Source organism: Haemophilus sp. THUN1690 (genome assembly GCF_059704375.1).
Genome location: NZ_AP046582.1, coordinates 677102 through 694687, shown reverse-complemented (window position 1 = coordinate 694687; position 17586 = coordinate 677102). Strand labels below are relative to the sequence as shown.

Annotated in this window: 12 protein-coding genes and 1 tRNA gene; 8 read left to right on the top strand and 5 right to left on the bottom strand. The window is 36.6% G+C overall.

From position 1 onward, the window contains the following. Positions 1-37: 37 nt before the first annotated feature. A complete protein-coding gene (locus tag AC6H22_RS03350) occupies positions 38-247 on the bottom strand; it encodes a TOBE domain-containing protein (protein ID WP_046953151.1) in 210 nt (69 codons plus the stop codon). A gap of 152 nt (positions 248-399) precedes the next feature. On the opposite strand from AC6H22_RS03350, the gene AC6H22_RS03345 reads away from it, so the two are divergent. Next, positions 400-2328 (top strand): YadA-like family protein, encoded by a 1929-nt coding sequence (locus AC6H22_RS03345; protein ID WP_497515337.1) that lies wholly within the window; start codon positions 400-402, stop codon positions 2326-2328. Positions 2329-2550: 222 nt separating this feature from the next. On the opposite strand, the gene AC6H22_RS03340 is transcribed toward AC6H22_RS03345, so the two are convergent. The 3 genes from AC6H22_RS03340 to AC6H22_RS03330 form a co-directional block, all read right to left on the bottom strand. Beyond that, positions 2551-2880 carry a TusE/DsrC/DsvC family sulfur relay protein gene (locus AC6H22_RS03340; protein WP_497515336.1) on the bottom strand — a complete coding sequence of 110 codons (330 nt, stop codon included), beginning with the start codon at positions 2878-2880 and terminating at the stop codon, positions 2551-2553. A gap of 1 nt (position 2881) precedes the next feature. After that, positions 2882-3823, bottom strand: coding sequence for a tRNA 2-thiocytidine(32) synthetase TtcA (gene ttcA, locus AC6H22_RS03335; RefSeq protein ID WP_497515335.1), 942 nt, complete (start codon positions 3821-3823; stop codon positions 2882-2884). A 541-nt stretch (positions 3824-4364) separates the two neighbouring features. Continuing rightward, the gene (locus tag AC6H22_RS03330; RefSeq protein WP_497515334.1) at positions 4365-6089 is read right to left on the bottom strand and encodes a YadA-like family protein; all 1725 of its coding nucleotides are present in this window, start codon (positions 6087-6089) and stop codon (positions 4365-4367) included. A 369-nt stretch (positions 6090-6458) separates the two neighbouring features. On the opposite strand from AC6H22_RS03330, the gene mukF reads away from it, so the two are divergent. The 7 genes from mukF to ftnA (AC6H22_RS03295) all read left to right on the top strand — a co-directional run bounded on the left by mukF (position 6459) and on the right by ftnA (AC6H22_RS03295) (position 17179). Next, complete coding sequence (mukF, locus tag AC6H22_RS03325) at positions 6459-7793, top strand: chromosome partition protein MukF (RefSeq protein WP_118816906.1); 1335 nt, start codon at positions 6459-6461, stop codon at positions 7791-7793. 46 nt (positions 7794-7839) lie between these two features. After that, entirely contained in the window at positions 7840-8592 is a 753-nt protein-coding gene (gene mukE / locus AC6H22_RS03320) for a chromosome partition protein MukE (protein WP_049374517.1), read from the top strand. Beyond that, positions 8592-13109: a chromosome partition protein MukB gene (mukB, locus tag AC6H22_RS03315; protein WP_497515333.1), complete on the top strand. Its 4518-nt coding sequence runs from the start codon at positions 8592-8594 to the stop codon at positions 13107-13109. Before mukE ends, mukB begins: the two co-directional genes overlap by 1 nt. A 68-nt stretch (positions 13110-13177) precedes the next feature. Further along, entirely contained in the window at positions 13178-14053 is an 876-nt protein-coding gene (locus tag AC6H22_RS03310; protein WP_497515332.1) for a DMT family transporter, read from the top strand. Between the two features lie 12 nt (positions 14054-14065). Continuing rightward, entirely contained in the window at positions 14066-15487 is a 1422-nt protein-coding gene (gene sbcB, locus AC6H22_RS03305) for an exodeoxyribonuclease I (protein WP_497515330.1), read from the top strand. Positions 15488-16178: 691 nt separating this feature from the next. After that, positions 16179-16664: a non-heme ferritin gene (gene ftnA, locus AC6H22_RS03300; RefSeq protein ID WP_005634630.1), complete on the top strand. Its 486-nt coding sequence runs from the start codon at positions 16179-16181 to the stop codon at positions 16662-16664. A gap of 17 nt (positions 16665-16681) precedes the next feature. Further along, positions 16682-17179: a non-heme ferritin gene (gene ftnA, locus AC6H22_RS03295; protein WP_497515329.1), complete on the top strand. Its 498-nt coding sequence runs from the start codon at positions 16682-16684 to the stop codon at positions 17177-17179. 115 nt (positions 17180-17294) lie between these two features. On the opposite strand, the gene AC6H22_RS03290 is transcribed toward ftnA (AC6H22_RS03295), so the two are convergent. Further along, positions 17295-17380 (bottom strand) — tRNA-Leu (locus AC6H22_RS03290). Positions 17381-17586 lie beyond the last annotated feature (206 nt).

Below are 17586 nucleotides of genomic sequence, written 5' to 3'. Positions count from 1 at the left end.
AGTGCGGTTATATTCAATTCTGTTTTTATGGAAGAAATTATTCTACCCCAACCATTACAGAAGTTGCTTTGATGATTGCGTATGCTTCTTTACCAACTTCTAAGTTTAGTTCTTTAACTGCTGCTAAAGACACGGTAGAAGAAAGCACGTTACCGCCACCGATATCAATGTGAACGATTGCATTTACTGAACCCTTTTCGATTGAAACAACTTTACCTTTTAATTGGTTTCTTGCACTAATTTTCATAACATTTCCTTGTTAGTTAGGGTTTAAAATTATACTGATTTTATAGTTTTTTAAAAAAAACACAAGAAAATTTAGGGATTACTTCAAAAGACTTGTTTTATAACATTAAATACTATACAATGTCAGCCTCTTATTAAACCATAGAGGTAACTATGAATAAAATTTTTAAAACCGTTGTAAATAAAACAACAAAACAATCTACTGTAGCTTCTGAGCTTGCTAAGGGGCACGGAAAGTTAAAGAATACTTTTAAAGCTGCTGTGCTAAGTATTGCTTTATCTTTAGGATTGCCTTCATCTTCTTTCGCTGAGAGTAATCCTGCCTTAGATAACTTGGTTACAATTTTAAACCCTGTTGATGCTGAAGCAGCTAAATTGACACAAAAACTGTCAGGTTATATGGGTGACAGCAATAAGAAAAAACCAGATAATATTGCTGCTTTACTTGATCAAGCAGGTGAGTCAATTGAAAGATTTGATCTCACTTCTTACAAAGAGAAAGTAAATGAGATCATTGCTGCAATTGATAAAGCAAATGCTAATACACCTGAGGCTTCTCAACCATCAAATACTCCTTCAACACCTGCAGCAGACAATCCTTCTGCAGACCTGTTGAAAAAAATGTATGATGAAATGAACAAGGGTGGGTTAACTGAAGAAACTCGTGCAAAAGCACAAGAATTATTAGGTAAACTTATTCAAACAGCAGATCCGCTTGTTATCAATAATTCAGGTGAAAAAACTGTAGCTGAAGGTAAAGGTACTGTATCTGTTGCAGGTGCTACAGCAATTGATGATGAAGATACCCAAGGTGCATTTTCTAATTTAGCTGTTGGTCCACGTTCTTTTGTAAACAAAAATGGTCAAGTGGCTGTAGGTGTTGAAGCAAATGATAATACTCGTCATTTAACAGGCCTAACAAATATCGGTTATAGAAGTACATCGGTTGGTTACCGTGCTAATGCTGTAGATACAGATAGCGTAGCATTAGGTTCAAATAGTTGGGGTATAGGTCATAAATCAACATCGGTTGGTTCTGAAGCGTCAGCTTATGCTGCTGGAGCAACAGCTTTAGGTAGCAATACTTTAGCTTATTCTAATTATTCATTAGCGATTGGTTTCGGTGCTGCGGCTGGTATTGATAAATCATCTAAAGAGTTAATTGAATTAAATAAATTATATTCAGGTGTTGATGAAAATGGCAAACAAGTAGAAGGCTCTTTATTCTCATTAGCAGCTAAACATAACTTAAACGAAGAGCAAATGTATAAAATTAAGTCTCTAGGTTATGGTCCAGATAAGTATAATTTAGGAATGCTTTCAACAGATAATTTGGTAGCTCGTTTTGAAGACTTCCCAGATGAAATTAAAACAGTTTTAACTCAATTAAATACACTTTCTAAAGAAGTGATTAAACAAGAAGAGAAAATGCGTGGAGCTATCGCTATCGGTCGCGAAACTTTATCTTATGGTGAAAATTCTGTAGCATTAGGTAACGAGATTAGAACAGCATTAAAAAATTCTGTTATTTTAGGTAATAAATCAGACGGTTCTACTACTGCTACTGCTTCTGCTAAATCACAGGAATTAAATGGCGAAACTCATACATTTGCTGGTACTCCGTCTGAAGAAAACGGTGTAGTAAGTGTTGGTGCTAAAGACAAAGAACGTCAAATTAAGCACGTTGCTCCAGGTGAAATTTCTGAAGTATCTACAGATGCAGTGAATGGTTCTCAATTGTATTCATTATTTGTGAAGTCAAATACCGGTGTTGGTTCTATTGCTAATAAAGTTTCTAAGTTAGAAGGTCGTATTGGTAATGTAGAGAAACAAATTTCTCACAACAGAACTGAAGCGAGAAGTGGTATCGCTGGTGCAGCTGCAATTGCTGGATTACCAGAAATCCATGTTAATGGTAAATCTATGGTATCTGTTGCAGCAAGTAACTTTAAAAATCAAAATGCTATTGCAGTAGGTTATACTAAACTTAATGACAAAGGTAATTTGAAATTTAAATTATCTGGTGCAGCAACCACTAATAGTGATGTAATTACTACTATCGGCGTAGGTTACGCTTGGTAATTATAAATAAATAAAAAAAGGGCATTTTTGCCCTTTTTTTATATTGAATTATTTAATAACATCAACAATTTTATAAGTTTTTTACGTGATCTACGATTGCGTTATAGTACTTATAAAATATTTTCTTTTCTTATTGTTCTTGAATTGTAAATTCAACCAAAAAGAAAAACGCTTAATCTAAAAGACTAAGCGTTTAAAACTTTCAAAAAATTGACCGCACTTTTATAGGCATTTTGCAGGTTTCGGTAAGCCCGCTAATCTTGTGGCTTGTTTTGCTGGGCCTTCAGGAAATAAGCGTTGCAAATAACGGCTGTTACCTTTATCCGCACCAAGCTTTTCAGTCATGGCTTTTACCAACATACGAATGGCAGGGGAGGTGTTATATTCTTGATAAAAGTCTCTCACAAAGTAAATCACTTCCCAATGGGCGTCTGTTAATTCAATATTTTCTAACTGTGCAATAGCACGAGCGACATCTTCGTTCCATTGTTGGCCATGGAGCAAGTAACCGTCTTTGTCAGTTTCAACTTCAATTCCATTGATATTCAACATATTAATTTACTTCTTTAAAGTTAATCATTTCGTTGTTTGAAAAATCGGTTTGATCTTCGTCCTCAAATTGCATTGGCGTAATTCGTTCTTCATCAAATGCGGTATCACCTTCAATGCCATCAATTATTTGCCCATGCTTGATTCCTTTGAAATCAAATAATTTCGGATCACACATATGTGACAATGTAATGTTTTGCATTGCGCTAAACATGGTTTCTAAGCGTCCCGGATATTGGCGATCCCAAGTATTAAGCATTTCTTTTACCACTTGGCGTTGAAGATTTGGTTGTGAGCCACATAGATTACAAGGAATAATCGGAAATTCTTTCGCGATGGCATATTTTTCAATATCTTTTTCTTTACAATAAGCAAGCGGACGAATCACAATTTGTTTGCCATCGTCAGAAATTAATTTAGGTGGCATGGATTTCATTTTGCCGCCATAAAACATATTTAAAAATAGTGTCGCTAACATATCGTCGCGGTGGTGTCCTAAAGCGATTTTGGTTGCACCAAGTTCTGTCGCGGTACGGTATAAAATTCCACGGCGTAGGCGAGAGCAGAGCGAACACGTTGTTTTTCCCTCAGGAATTTTTTCTTTCACAATTCCGTAAGTATTTTCTTGTACAATTTTATAATCGACGCCAATACTTTCCAAATATTCAGGCAATACGTGCTCAGGGAAACCTGGTTGTTTTTGATCAAGGTTTACCGCCACAATATCAAATTTAATCGGCGCGCTTTGCTGTAAATTCAACAAAATATCGAGAAGCGTATAACTGTCTTTGCCTCCGGATAAACACACCATGACTTTATCGTCATTTTCGATCATACCAAAATCTGCAATAGCGTTGCCTACGTTACGGCGAAGACGTTTCTGTAATTTATTGAAATTATAGGTTTGTTTTTTTTCTTGTTGGGCTAACTGGGTTAAATCGCTCATTTTGTTATCTTTAGTTATTCATGAAAGACGCACATTATACGTGAAAAATAGTAAAAGTGCGGTCAATTCAAGAGAAGATTTTTAAGAACCGCAATAAATCCTGTACAATCTTTCCGAATTTTCTTTGAATTTACCTACCTAAGGTTTGGTTTTCTTACTAGCTATTGTAATTGAATGCTTTCTGAATTAGAAATGATTATTGGTAAAGTGCTTTTTTATGTATTTAAACCTATAACGTTTAGCCTAATAGAGCATTTTTATTACGCAAGAAGTATATAATGAATCATTAAATTTTTGTTGATGAAAGAAATTTATTAAAAGCAGTCGATTAATGTTCAAATCATTCTGACTTAAAATAAATATTTCTTCACAAGAATTAACTAAAAATGTTTAATATAAATTATTATGATGATTATTTTTGTTCGCGCATTCGTTTGCGTGGCTTATATTATAATAAGTGCGGTTAAATTTTTAATTATTTTAAGAAGAGAAAAAGAGCCACAAATTTGTGGCTCTTTATTATTTTGAGATTTAAATCAGATTACCATTCATAACCTACACCAGCCCCCACAGTCCACTGACCACGAGTATCTGTTGCACCATTTACGTTTGATGACCAATGTCCATTATCAGAGTTGCGAGACGCTTTGATTGCAATCGCACTTTCACCACGGTGGTGAGCAACCCCAGTTGATACCATGCTTCTACCGTCTTTACGCGCAGATGGAGCTGATGCAATCGCTGCAACGCCTGCAATACCTGCGCGAGATTTACGGTCAAAGTCATTAACTTTCTTATTTAAAGTATTAATTGCTTTAGTATTGTTAGCCACATCGGTTTTCACTTTATTTAATTGTGAAACATTCACTGCATCGTTATCATTTTCACCATTTGCAACGTTGATCACTTTTTTGTTACCTGCATTCATTCCATTTTGATCAATTTTGATATTGGAATTATTAATGGTATAAGAATTTGCTTTGATGTCTTTTTTGGTACTAACCTTATAGGTTTTTACTTGGTTAGCATCATCGTTAGTTTCTACATCAATGTTATCGCCAGCTTCTAGTTTCGCACCCGAAGAGAGAGTACTAATATTGTCAATAAGTTTTTTGTTTTTGCCCACTTGCTCTGCAATCATATAAAGCTGAGAACCGTTGATTGCATCGGTAGAAGTGGCTGAAATCTTACCTGCACCAACATTAATAATTTGGCGTGTATGTGGCGTAACTGTGATTTTACGATCAAGTCCGTTTATGTTATCTGGTACCGTATATGTTTCACTTTTTTCTGAACCAACAGAAACAACGGATAAGGGATCGTGACCAGCAAAACCACTATACGTGATACCGTTAACAGTTGCCTCATTTTCTTGTGTCGCTTCACGAGTAATGGTGCCTGCTCCTAAAGCAACAGAATTATCATCTTTTGCATAAGCGTCTTTAGATAAAGCTAGGCTTTTTTTACCTGTAGATATTGCTGATGAACCAATAGCAATAGCATCGTCAGCACTAGCTTTAGCTTTGGAACCAATTGCAATGGTCTCAGTTGCTGTGGCGTGAGCGGAATAACCAATTGCAATTGGGCTTGAGATTTTAGAGTTATCTTCTTTTTTGGCAGGTCCTGCTTGAGATGCTGTACCAAGTGCAATTGCAGCAAAACCATTTGAGACAGCGTCACTACCGACAGCCATAGAATTTGCACCATTTACATGATTGTATTGACCTAGAGCCAAGTTTTCATCACCTAAGACAGTATTGTTGATACCAAACGCAACTCCTGATTGTGTATTCTTATCTGTAACAATATCTTTCGCTGGTATTTTATTGTTGCTATCGGAGCCTTGTTCGGGTTGGGCACCAACCATGTTACCAGCACCGAATGCCATAGAACTATTTGAATAAACTTTGTTCCCATAACCAAAACTTTGTGATTGTGATCCATAAACATCATTTTTGTTACCGATCGCACTAGCGTCAAAACCTTTTACTACATTTTGGTTACCAATAGCTGAACTAGACCCTTTACTTTTTTCTTCACTGTAGTGCCTTCTCATTTCTTCTGACTCAGGAACTGAATAGATTTGGTTTTGCTGACCAATTGCAGTATGGCCAGGGCCTTTAACATTAGTTGCTTCTATTATTTTGTTTGCATTATCAGGATCTGTTGTCGTGATATTCAAAATATTTCCATCAGTAGCATTTACTACAGCTACATTTAATCCTAAAAGTAATACTGTCATCGCATTAATTCTAAAGTTTCTCATAATTTCCTCATTATTAGATTGTTAGAATATTCGTATTTATTACGTATATTTCAGTGGTTTAATATTAATATGATTAAATATAGAATATTGAAAATAATTTTCTATTATCTATATATTTAGAGTATTATAGTTTATTTTTTAATCATATGGAAGTGGGCAACTAAGACAATTTTGTAAAGAAATGTAAATTTGATTAAATTGGCTTATAAAAATAAAATTATTTTTCTTTTTTTAGTGAATATAACTATAAGTTTGAATAACAAGTCTAAATAAAAAGTGCGGTCAATTTACAAGAAGATTTTCAAGATTGACAAAAAATCCTGTATAATCTCAAAAATTTTTTGTTCAATTTTAAGCTTTTGTAACCGAATGATCGAAACCTCACAAACCATTCCTGAACTCGTCTCATGGGCGAAAGATCGGGAATTTTCGTTAAATCTGCCGACAGAGCGTTTAGTATTTTTACTGGCCATTGCTATTTATAACAATGAGCGTTTAGATGGTGAGATGCTAGAAGCCGATTTAGTGGATATTTTTCGCCATACAGCCAATGCCTTTGACCAATCAACGGACGCGATTGCAACCCGTGCCAATAATGCTATCAATGAACTGGTGAAACAGCGTTTTCTTAACCGTTTCAGCAGTGAATTTACTGAAGGGCTTTCTATTTATCGTCTCACTCCATTAGGCGTTGGCGTATCAGATTATTATATTCGTCAGCGTGAGTTTTCTGCGTTGCGTCTTTCCGTGCAGCTTTCTATTGTGGCTGATGAAATTCAGCGTGCATCCGATGCCGCGGAAGAGGGTGCAACAAAAGGGGAGAATGAGCACTTTTGGCGCCGGAATGTTTTTGCTCCGTTAAAATATTCAGTAGCAGAGATTTTCGATAGTATTGATTTATCACAACGTGTGATGGATGAAAATCAGCAAAGCATTAAAGAAGAAATTGCCAATTTACTTACCAAAGATTGGCAGGCGGCAATTTCTAGCTGTGAACGTTTATTAGATGAAACCTCAGGCAATTTACGTGAGTTACAAGATACCTTAAATGCCGCAGGTGATAAGTTGCAGGCTCAATTATTACGTATTCAAGATTGTGTAATTGGCCATGATGAGCTGTATTTTATTGAACAATTAATTACCGATTTACAATCTAAGCTCGACCGCATTATTAGCTGGGGACAACAAGCCATCGATTTATGGATTGGTTATGACCGTCACGTGCATAAATTTATCCGTACCGCCATTGATATGGATAAAAATCGTGTATTCTCACAACGCTTGCGTAATTCTATCCACAGCTATTTCGATCATCCTTGGTTCTTGTGGACCGCTCAAGCGGAACGTTTGGTCGATCTGCGTGATGAAGAAATGGTATTACGTGAAGATGATGCATTGGGTGAATTACCTGAAGAGTTGCAATATGAATCTTTGGCTGATTTACATGATCAAATCGTCGAACATATGCAAGGCTTATTAATTCAATACCGTGAGAATAATCGTCCAATCGATTTAAGTTTAGTCTTAAAAGAACAATTAGAAGCTTATCCACTTTCTCGTCATTTTGATGTGGCGCGTATTATTGTGGATCAAGCAGTGCGTTTAGGTATGGCAAATGATGATTTAGCCGGTCTTTATCCGCAATGGCAGGAAATTAACGATTACGGCGCAGAAGTGCAAGCGCATGTAATTGATAAATATTAATTTCGTGGCTTACCCAAAAACGAATTCATAAAATGAGAAATTAACCATGACAGATATTCAAGATGTAATTTCCCCGAAATTGGCAAATGCCATTGCAAACCCTATTTTCCCGACAGTGGACAGCTTATTGCGCTCAGGTCGCCATATCAGCACAGATCAATTAGATAATCATGCTTTTTTGATGGATTTCCAAAATGAGTTGGATGGCTTTTACCGCCGTTACAACGTGGAATTAATTCGTGCACCGGAAGGCTTTTTCTATTTACGTCCAAAAGCGACGACGTTAATTGCCCGTTCAGTGCTTTCCGAATTAGAAATGTTAGTAGGGAAGGTGCTTTGCTATTTGTATTTAAGCCCAGAACGTTTGGCGCAGCAAGGTATCTTCAGTACGCAAGAAGTCTATGATGAATTACTGAATTTAGCAGACGAAGGCAAATTATTGAAAGCCGTCAATCAGCGCTCTAGTGGTTCGGATTTGGATAAACAAAAATTAGCTGAAAAAGTACGCGCAGCGATCGGTCGTTTACGCCGTTTAGGCATGATTCATACCGTAGGTGAACAGCATAGCGGTAAATTTACGATTTCAGAATCAGTTTTCCGTTTTGGGGCTGAAGTCCGTTCTGGTGATGACCCGTTAGAAGCACAAGCTCGTTTAATTCGTGATGGGGAAGCAGCAACACCACAATCTCTCGAATTGGAAAAACAAGCAAAAGCGGCGAGCAATGCTGATGACCTTGATGATGAAGAAAGTGCGGTCGAAATTGATGAAGAATTTGATGATGCAGGAGAACAAGAATAATGTCTGATGTATTAGAACTTGAAAACGAAATCTATCAAGACGAACCAGAGCAATCAACCGAACAGGTTGAAGAAGAATTTATTGCTCCTGTATTAAACCAACATAATGGGGTAGAACGGGGTAAATTCCGTTCACTCACCTTAATTAACTGGAATGGTTTCTTTGCCCGTACCTTTGATTTAGATGAATTGGTGACCACACTTTCAGGTGGTAACGGTGCCGGTAAATCCACAACCATGGCGGGTTTTGTCACAGCGTTGATTCCAGACTTAACCTTGTTGCATTTCCGTAATACCACTGAAGCCGGCTCAACAGGCGGCTCTCGTGATAAAGGCTTACACGGTAAATTGCGTCCAGGTGTGTGTTATGCGGTATTGGATACCATCAATTCTCGTCATCAACGTATTCTCGTGGGTGTGCGTCTGCAACAAATCGCGGGTCGTGATAAGAAAGTCGATTTAAAAACGTTCTCGATTCAAGGTGTAGAATTATCCTTAAATCCGACCGCACTTTTCACCGAAACAGTCGGTGAACGTCAAGCGCGCGTACTCAATTTAAATGAATTAAAAGACAAAATTGAAAATCTTGGTGCGCAATTCAAGCAATATCATTCCATCACCGATTATCATGGCATGATGTTTGATTTAGGTATTATTCCAAAACGCTTACGTAGTGCTTCAGACCGTAGCAAATTCTATAAATTAATCGAAGCTTCTTTATACGGTGGTATTTCCAGCGCCATTACCCGTTCTTTACGTGATTACTTATTGCCAGAAAACCTTGGTGTACGCAAAGCCTTCCAAGATATGGAAAGTGCGTTACGTGAAAATCGTATGACCCTTGAAGCAATTAAAGTTACTCAATCTGACCGTGATTTATTCAAACATTTAATCACTGAAAGCACTAATTATGTGGCATCAGATTATATGCGTAATGCCAATGAACGTCGTGGCAATATCGAAGCGGCTCTAGGTTTCCGTCGTGATTGGTATAAAGCAAAAGCTGAGCAAGAGTTATCACAACACCGCTTAATTGACTTAAGCCGTGAAGCTGCAGAATTGGCAGAAAATGAACGTACTTTAGAAGTAGATCACCAAAGTGCGGCAGACCACTTGAACTTGGTATTAAATGCGTTACGTCATCAAGAAAAAGTATCGCGCTATCAAGAAGATGTGGCTGAGCTTACAGAAAAATTGGAAGAACAAAAAATGGTTGTGGAAACCGCAACCGAACAGCTTGAAGAAAGCCAAGCACAATTTGAGCAAACGGAACTTGAAATTGACCAAGTGCGTGCGCAACTTGCGGATTATCAACAAGCATTAGATGCACAACAAACTCGTGCATTGCAATATCAACAAGCGATTGCTGCGCTTGAAAAAGCGAAAACCCTGTGTGGTTTAGCAGATTTAAGCGTGAAAAATGCGGAAGATTACCAAGCAGAATTTGCTGCCCATGCTGAAAGCCTTACCGAGCAAGTGCTTGAGTTAGAACATAAAATGTCTATTTCTGAAGCGGCTAAATCACAATTTGATAAAGCCTATCAGTTAGTGTGCAAAATTGCTGGTGATATGCCTCGTTCAAGTGCTTGGGAAAGCGCTAAAGAATTATTGCGTGAATATCCAACACAAAAAATTCAGGCGCAACAAACCCCACAATTACGCGCGAAATTACATGAGTTAGAGCAGCGCTATGCTCAACAACAAAGTGCGGTTAAATTATTAGCTGATTTTAATCAACGTGCTGATTTATCTTTAGAAACCGCTGATGAACTTGAAGCATACCACGCTGAACAAGAAGAACTTATTGAAAGTTTAAATGAAGAACTTGCTGAGCAAGTAGAAAACCGTTCAACCTTACGTCAAAAACGTGAAAGTTTGACCGCACTTTACGAAGAAAATTCTCGTAAAGCACCAGCTTGGTTGACTGCTCAAGCCGCTTTAGAACGCTTACAAGAGCAAAGTGGTGAAACCTTCGAACATAGCCAAGATGTGATGCATTTTATGCAATCACAATTGGTGAAAGAACGTGAACTGACTATTCAACGTGACAATTTAGAGAAACAACGTCAACAACTAGATGAGCAAATTTCTCGTTTAAGCCAACCAGATGGTTCTGAAGATGCTCGCTTGAATATGCTTGCAGAACGTTTTGGTGGTGTATTGCTTTCTGAATTATATGATGATGTTCCAATTGAAGATGCACCTTATTTCTCAGCACTTTATGGTCCTGCGCGTCATGCTATTGTTGTACGTGATCTCAACACTGTACGCGAACAATTATCTAATTTAGAAGACTGTCCGGACGATTTATATTTAATCGAAGGTGATCCAAATGCCTTTGATGATAGCGTACTTTCAGCCCAAGAGCTTGAAATGGGCGTTGTGGTGCAAGTGTCTGATCGTGAATTACGTTATTCAAAATTCCCGCAAATTCCATTATTCGGCCGTGCAGCACGTGAAAAACATTTAGAAGAATTACAAGCTAAACGTGATGAGATTGCGGAAGAATACGCACAAATCGCCTTTGATGTACAAAAATGTCAACGTTTACACGAACACTTTAGTCAATTTGTTGGCTTACATTTAGCTCTAGCGTTCCAACCAAACCCAGAAGAGGTGATGGCGGAAATCAATCAAGAACGCAATGAAATTGATCGCGAGCTCAATCAATTCTCAAGCACTGAACAACAAATTCGCATTAAATTGGATAATGCCAAAGAAAAAATGCAATTGTTGAACAAGTTAATGCCGCAGCTTAACTTGCTTGCTGATGAAGAATTACTTGATCGTATTGAAGAGTGCAGCGAACAACTAGACATCGCAGAGCAAGATGAAAGTTTTATTAGTCAACATGGCGTTGCGTTGTCACAATTAGAACCGATTGCAAATACCTTACAAAGTGACCCAGAGAACTATGAGCGCTTAAAAGCTGATTTAACCCAAGCGGTTGAACGTCAAAAACAAGTACAGCAACGTGTATTTGCTTTAGCGGATGTGGTGCAACGTAAAAATCACTTCAGCTATGAAGATGCAGGTCAAGCAGAAACATCAGAGCTTAATGAGCAACTTCGTCAACGTTTGGAGCAATTACAGGCACAGCGTGATGCTCAACGTGAACAATTACGTCAAAAACAAAGCCAATTTGCACAATACAACCAAGTATTTATCCAATTACAAAGTTCTTATGACAGTAAAAATCAATTGTTAAAAGAATTAATTGCTGAGATTGGTGAATTGGGCGTGCGTGCTGATGAAGGGGCTGAGGAACGTGCAAGAAATCGCCGTGATGAGTTGTATCAACAACTTTCAACCAGTCGTCAACGTCGTTCTTATGTTGAAAAACAATTAACACTCATTGAAAGCGAAGCGGAGAACTTAAATAAACGCATTCGCAAAGCGGAACGTGATTACAAAACTCAACGTGAATTGGTTGTGGCAGCGAAAGTTAGCTGGTGCGTGGTTCTGCGTTTATCTCGTAATTCCGATGTGGAAAAACGACTCAATCGTCGTGAATTAGCTTATTTATCTGCTGATGAACTACGTTCAATGTCGGATAAAGCCTTAGGTGCACTACGTACTGCAGTGGCTGATAATGAATATCTCCGCGATGCATTGCGTATTTCTGAAGATAGCCGTAAACCAGAAAATAAAGTCCGCTTCTTTATTGCTGTCTATCAACATCTTCGTGAACGTATTCGTCAGGATATTATTAAAACTGATGATCCGATTGATGCAATTGAGCAAATGGAAATTGAGCTTAATCGCTTAACAGAAGAATTGACTGGCCGTGAGAAAAAATTGGCGATCAGTTCTGAAAGTGTGGCGAATATTATGCGTAAAACCATTCAACGTGAACAAAATCGTATTCGCATGTTGAATCAAGGTTTACAAAATATTGCTTTCGGTCAGGTAAAATCAGTACGTTTAGTGGTCAATATTCGCGATACACATGCGATGTTGCTTGACGCGCTGTCTGGTAAACAAGAAGAATATCAAGATTTATTCAGTGATAATCGTATTACCTTCTCTGAAGCCATTGCGAAACTTTATCAACGCATTAACCCGCATATTGATATGGGCCAACGCACAGCGCAAACTATCGGTGAAGAATTATTGGATTACCGTAATTACCTCGAGTTAGAAGTTGAAGTCTTCCGTGGTGCTGATGGCTGGTTACGTGCTGAAAGTGGCGCATTATCAACAGGTGAAGCGATCGGTACGGGTATGTCTATCCTATTAATGGTTGTACAAAGCTGGGAAGAGGAAAGCCGCCGTATTCGCGGTAAAGACATCGTGCCATGTCGTTTACTATTCTTGGATGAAGCTGCACGTTTGGATGGTAAATCCATTTCCACCTTGTTCGAACTTTGCGAACGTTTGGATATGCAATTACTTATCGCAGCGCCAGAGAATATCAGCCCTGAAAAAGGGACAACCTATAAACTCGTACGTAAAATCGCAGGCAACCAAGAGCATGTACACGTTGTTGGTTTACGCGGATTCGGTGCGACAGAATAAAAATAGAAGGGAAGTGCGGTTAAAATTTTAAGAGTTTTGACCGCACTTTAATTATATAAGGAATTTAAATGCACAATCTTATTCTTGCCATTCTTTGCAGCGTAGCGGTTTCAGTTTTGCTTAAAATAGCCCGTAAAAAAAATATTATTATTGAACAAGCTATCGCATTCAATTACATCACGGCCATCACTTTCAGTTATTTCTTACTCAAACCTGATTTTAAAGGCTTAGCATTTACTGATTACATCGTACAAAGCGAAAATTTACCCATTTTTTTAGCACTGGGCTTATTGCTACCTAGCGTGTTTATTATTATGTCAAAAGCGGTAGAGTTTGCTGGAATTGTACGTTCTGACGCAGCACAACGTCTTTCGTTGTTTCTTCCTATTTTATCGGCGTTTTTAATTTTTCATGAAACACTAAGCCAATCTAAAATCATTGGCGTTGTATTAGCCTTTATTGGTTTATTTTGTTTATTAACTAAGCCAACTCAAGGGCAAAGTGCGGTCAATTTTAAAGGTGTTTTAGGATTAATTGGCGTCTGGTTTGGTTACGGCATCATTGATATTTTATTCAAACAAGTGGCGAAAAGCGGCGGCGCATTCCCTGCAACATTGTTTATTTCCTTCTCGCTTGCAGCTTGTGTTATGTTTATCTATTTATTTTTAAAACGAGCACAATGGACATCATCAAGTGTAATTGGTGGCATCGTTTTAGGTGTATTGAATTTCTTTAATATTTTATTCTACATAAAAGCACATCAAAGTTTTGCTGGAAATCCAACGCTTGTTTTCGCGGGAATGAACATTGGCGTAATTTGCTTAGGCACGATAACTGGAGCATTAGTTTTTAAAGAAAAAATCAGCAAGCTAAATTGGCTAGGTATTATTTTCAGTTTATCAGCTATTTTCTGCCTATATTATTTAGATAAACTTATTGCGTAAAAGAGAGTAGTCATGGCAAAAGATTTCAGCTTTTTTATTTACGATTATGAAAGTTTTGGTGTAAATCCAGCAACAGATCGTCCTGCGCAATTTGCGGGTATTCGTACAGATGTTGATTTTAATATCATTGGTGAACCAATAATGTTTTATTGTAAACAAACCAATGATTATTTACCGGCTCCTGAAGCGGTAATGGTGACAGGAATTACACCACAAGAATGTAATGAAAAGGGGCTTTCTGAGCCTGAATTCGCCGCAAATATCTTAGCCGAATTTTCCCAACCAAATACTTGTGTCATGGGCTATAACAATATTCGCTACGATGATGAAATGACGCGTTATACATTTTATCGTAATTTTATTGATCCTTACGAATACAGCTGGAAAAACGGGAATTCACGCTGGGATTTGTTAGATTTAGTGCGAGCTTGTTATGCCTTGCGTCCAGAAGGGATTAATTGGGCTTATGACGATGATGGAATGCCAAGTTTCCGCTTAGAAAAACTCACTAAAGCAAATGGTATTGAGCATGAAAATGCACACGATGCAATGGCGGATGTATATGCAACTATTGCTATGGCGAAATTAATTAAAGAAAAACAGCCTAAATTATTTCAATATTTCTTTGAAAAACGAGGTAAAAAAGAAATAGAAAAATTGGTTGATACAGGCGCAATGGCGCCTTTAGTTCATGTTTCTGGAATGTTAGGGAATTATCGTGGAAATTGCACTTGGGTTGCGCCTTTAGCGTGGCATCCGACAAATCAAAATGCACTCATTGTTTGTGATTTAACTGGCGATATCGATAATTTATTAACCAAAAGTGCGGATGAATTACGGGCAGATTTATATACCAAAAAATCGGAATTAGAAGAAAGGGGAGTTTCATCTGTTCCATTAAAGCTTGTACATATCAATAAATGTCCTATTTTAGCGCCAGCCAAAACCTTGTTGCCCGAAACAGCAAATCGCTTGGATATTGATCGACAATTATGCTTGGATAATCTTGCAAAATTACGAGTATCTTTTGATATTAGAGAAAAAGTGACGGATATTTTTAATGAAGAACGTCAATTTGAATCGAATGATAATGTAGAAACTGAGCTATACAATGGCTTTTTCAGCAATGCTGATAAAAACAATATGTCTATTTTACGTAGTTTACCTGCAGAAAAATTAGCTGAACATGGTTTAGCTTTTGAAGATAAACGTATCACTGAATTATTGTTCCATTATCGTGCTCGTCATTTTTATAAAACCCTCACACGCGCTGAACAAATTAAATGGCAAAAATACCGACAGAATAAACTTGAAAAAAGTGCGGTAGATTTTGAATCAAGTTTACAACGTTTAGCGGAGGAACATTCAGATAATCCTGAAAAACTATCTTTGCTACAACAAGTATATGAATACGGTATAAAACTACTAGGTTAGTCGATACGTTGTCACATTTTTTTAGAAGAGCGCGTTTTAATAAAAACGTGCTTTTTTGTTATTTTATTCTGGGAATAATTATCCCCAAAATTATTCAGATTTTACGTAGCGTAATCACATAGATTTAGCTTATTTCACCTTTACATTATCTTTACATTTCAATTCATCCATTCAATAACTCTATAAAATAATACGTTACAACGTGTTATCTAGCCTTATTTTGTCTTGTTTTACTAGTACCTGTGACTTGTGTATAACTGTGTGATTTATTTAATCCTTAGTTTCCGCTAACCTGATAACTAATTTCGCATAATGTATATTATGTTAAATTTCGTGAATATAAAAGTAACTTTTTGTGAGGTTGTCAAAAAGGGATACTCTGCTTCTTCTCCATTAAAAAGTTAAAGCAATAATATTTAATTCTGGATTTAGATTGCGCTAGGTGAAATCTGAATAAATTGACAGAAGATTTGGTAGTAGATTTAACATCTTTAATTGTGACATTGTAATTATTTTATGCGCCTAGATTACTCAAATGAGAATAATTGTTTTTTAATTTTCTTTTTAAAATTAATTGGTTATATGAATTTTATTTTAATAAAAAACTTGCAATTCTCATTTGTAAGCTTAAAATGAGAATCGCAAGTCAAGTTTTATTGCACTTTATCAATCAAATGGAAAGGAATTAGTTATGCTTAATCAAATCATCACAAACAAGCTGAATGACCAAATAAATTTAGAGTTCTACTCTTCTAATGTATATTTACAAATGAGTGCATGGTGCTCAATTCATGGCTATGAAGGTGCTGCGGCATTTTTACTTCGTCATGCAGATGAAGAATTAGAACATATGCAAAAATTGTTCAATTATGTAAGTGAAACTAGTGGTATGCCGCTTCTAGGAAAAATCGATGCACCTAAGCACGATTATTCTTCATTAAGAGAAGTATTTGAAACAACTTTAGAACATGAAAAATTGGTAACGTCCAAAATCAATGAATTAGTTGAAGTTACTTTTGAAAATAAAGACTATTCTACTTTTAACTTCTTACAATGGTACGTAGCAGAACAGCACGAAGAAGAAAAATTATTTAGTGGAATTATTGATAGATTTAACCTTGTTGGCGAAGATGGTAAAGCATTGTTCTTTATTGATCGTGAGTTAGCAACTTTATAATAGATAGGAGAAATAAAATGTTATCAGCAAATGTAGTAAAACTATTAAACGACCAAATGAACTTGGAATTTTATTCTTCTAATTTATATCTACAAATGAGTGCTTGGTGCGAGCAAAAAGGTTTTGAAGGTGCTGCAAAATTTTTATCAGCTCATGCAGCTGAAGAAATGCAACACATGCGTAAATTATTCACTTATTTAAATGAGACTGGCTCAGTTGCTCTAATTTCTGCAATTGAAGCACCATCATATGAATATAAATCATTAAAAGAAGTAATTGAAATTACCTATGAACATGAGAAATTGATTACAAGTAAAATCAATGAATTAGTAGGTAAAACTTTTGAAGAAAAAGACTACTCTGCATTTAATTTCCTACAATGGTATGTAGCAGAACAACATGAAGAAGAAAAATTATTCAGTGGTATCTTGGATAAATTGAATCTTCTTGGCGAAGATGGTAAAGGTTTATTCTTAGTTGATAAAGATTTAGGTAACCTTGCTACTGAAGCTTAGTCTAAGGGACTAAAGTATTTATGAGCCTAGTATTACACTAGGCTTATTTTTTATTTGAGATATGGATTTTATAAAGAAAAACCCCGCATAAAATTATGCTGGGTTAAAATAATTGTGGTGCCTAGGGTCGGACTCGAACCGACACGTTTATTCAACGGCGGATTTTGAATCCGCTGCGTCTACCAATTTCGCCACCCAGGCTTAATGGTGTTGAATTATACGTATATATAAATGTGTGACAAGTAAAATTTTTTAGAAATAATTCATTTGTTTTAAAAATGAGCAAGGATTTTCTGGTTTTTTAAAAATATCGCCAAACAAATGCAATAACTAAAATACATAACATGATTAAAATCTGAATCAGCCGTTTTTTTGTTAATTTTTCTGCTGCCATAATGCTTTACTCT

Coding starts and splice junctions, on each gene's coding strand:
- ftnA (WP_497515329.1), top strand. CDS start 16,682: ATGTTATCAGCAAATGTAGTAAAACTATTAAACGACCAAATGAACTTG.
- sbcB (WP_497515330.1), top strand. CDS start 14,066: ATGGCAAAAGATTTCAGCTTTTTTATTTACGATTATGAAAGTTTTGGT.
- mukF (WP_118816906.1), top strand. CDS start 6,459: ATGATCGAAACCTCACAAACCATTCCTGAACTCGTCTCATGGGCGAAA.
- AC6H22_RS03310 (WP_497515332.1), top strand. CDS start 13,178: ATGCACAATCTTATTCTTGCCATTCTTTGCAGCGTAGCGGTTTCAGTT.
- AC6H22_RS03345 (WP_497515337.1), top strand. CDS start 400: ATGAATAAAATTTTTAAAACCGTTGTAAATAAAACAACAAAACAATCT.
- ftnA (WP_005634630.1), top strand. CDS start 16,179: ATGCTTAATCAAATCATCACAAACAAGCTGAATGACCAAATAAATTTA.
- ttcA (WP_497515335.1), bottom strand. CDS start 3,823: ATGAGCGATTTAACCCAGTTAGCCCAACAAGAAAAAAAACAAACCTAT.
- AC6H22_RS03330 (WP_497515334.1), bottom strand. CDS start 6,089: ATGAGAAACTTTAGAATTAATGCGATGACAGTATTACTTTTAGGATTA.
- mukE (WP_049374517.1), top strand. CDS start 7,840: ATGACAGATATTCAAGATGTAATTTCCCCGAAATTGGCAAATGCCATT.
- AC6H22_RS03350 (WP_046953151.1), bottom strand. CDS start 247: ATGAAAATTAGTGCAAGAAACCAATTAAAAGGTAAAGTTGTTTCAATC.
- AC6H22_RS03340 (WP_497515336.1), bottom strand. CDS start 2,880: ATGTTGAATATCAATGGAATTGAAGTTGAAACTGACAAAGACGGTTAC.
- mukB (WP_497515333.1), top strand. CDS start 8,592: ATGTCTGATGTATTAGAACTTGAAAACGAAATCTATCAAGACGAACCA.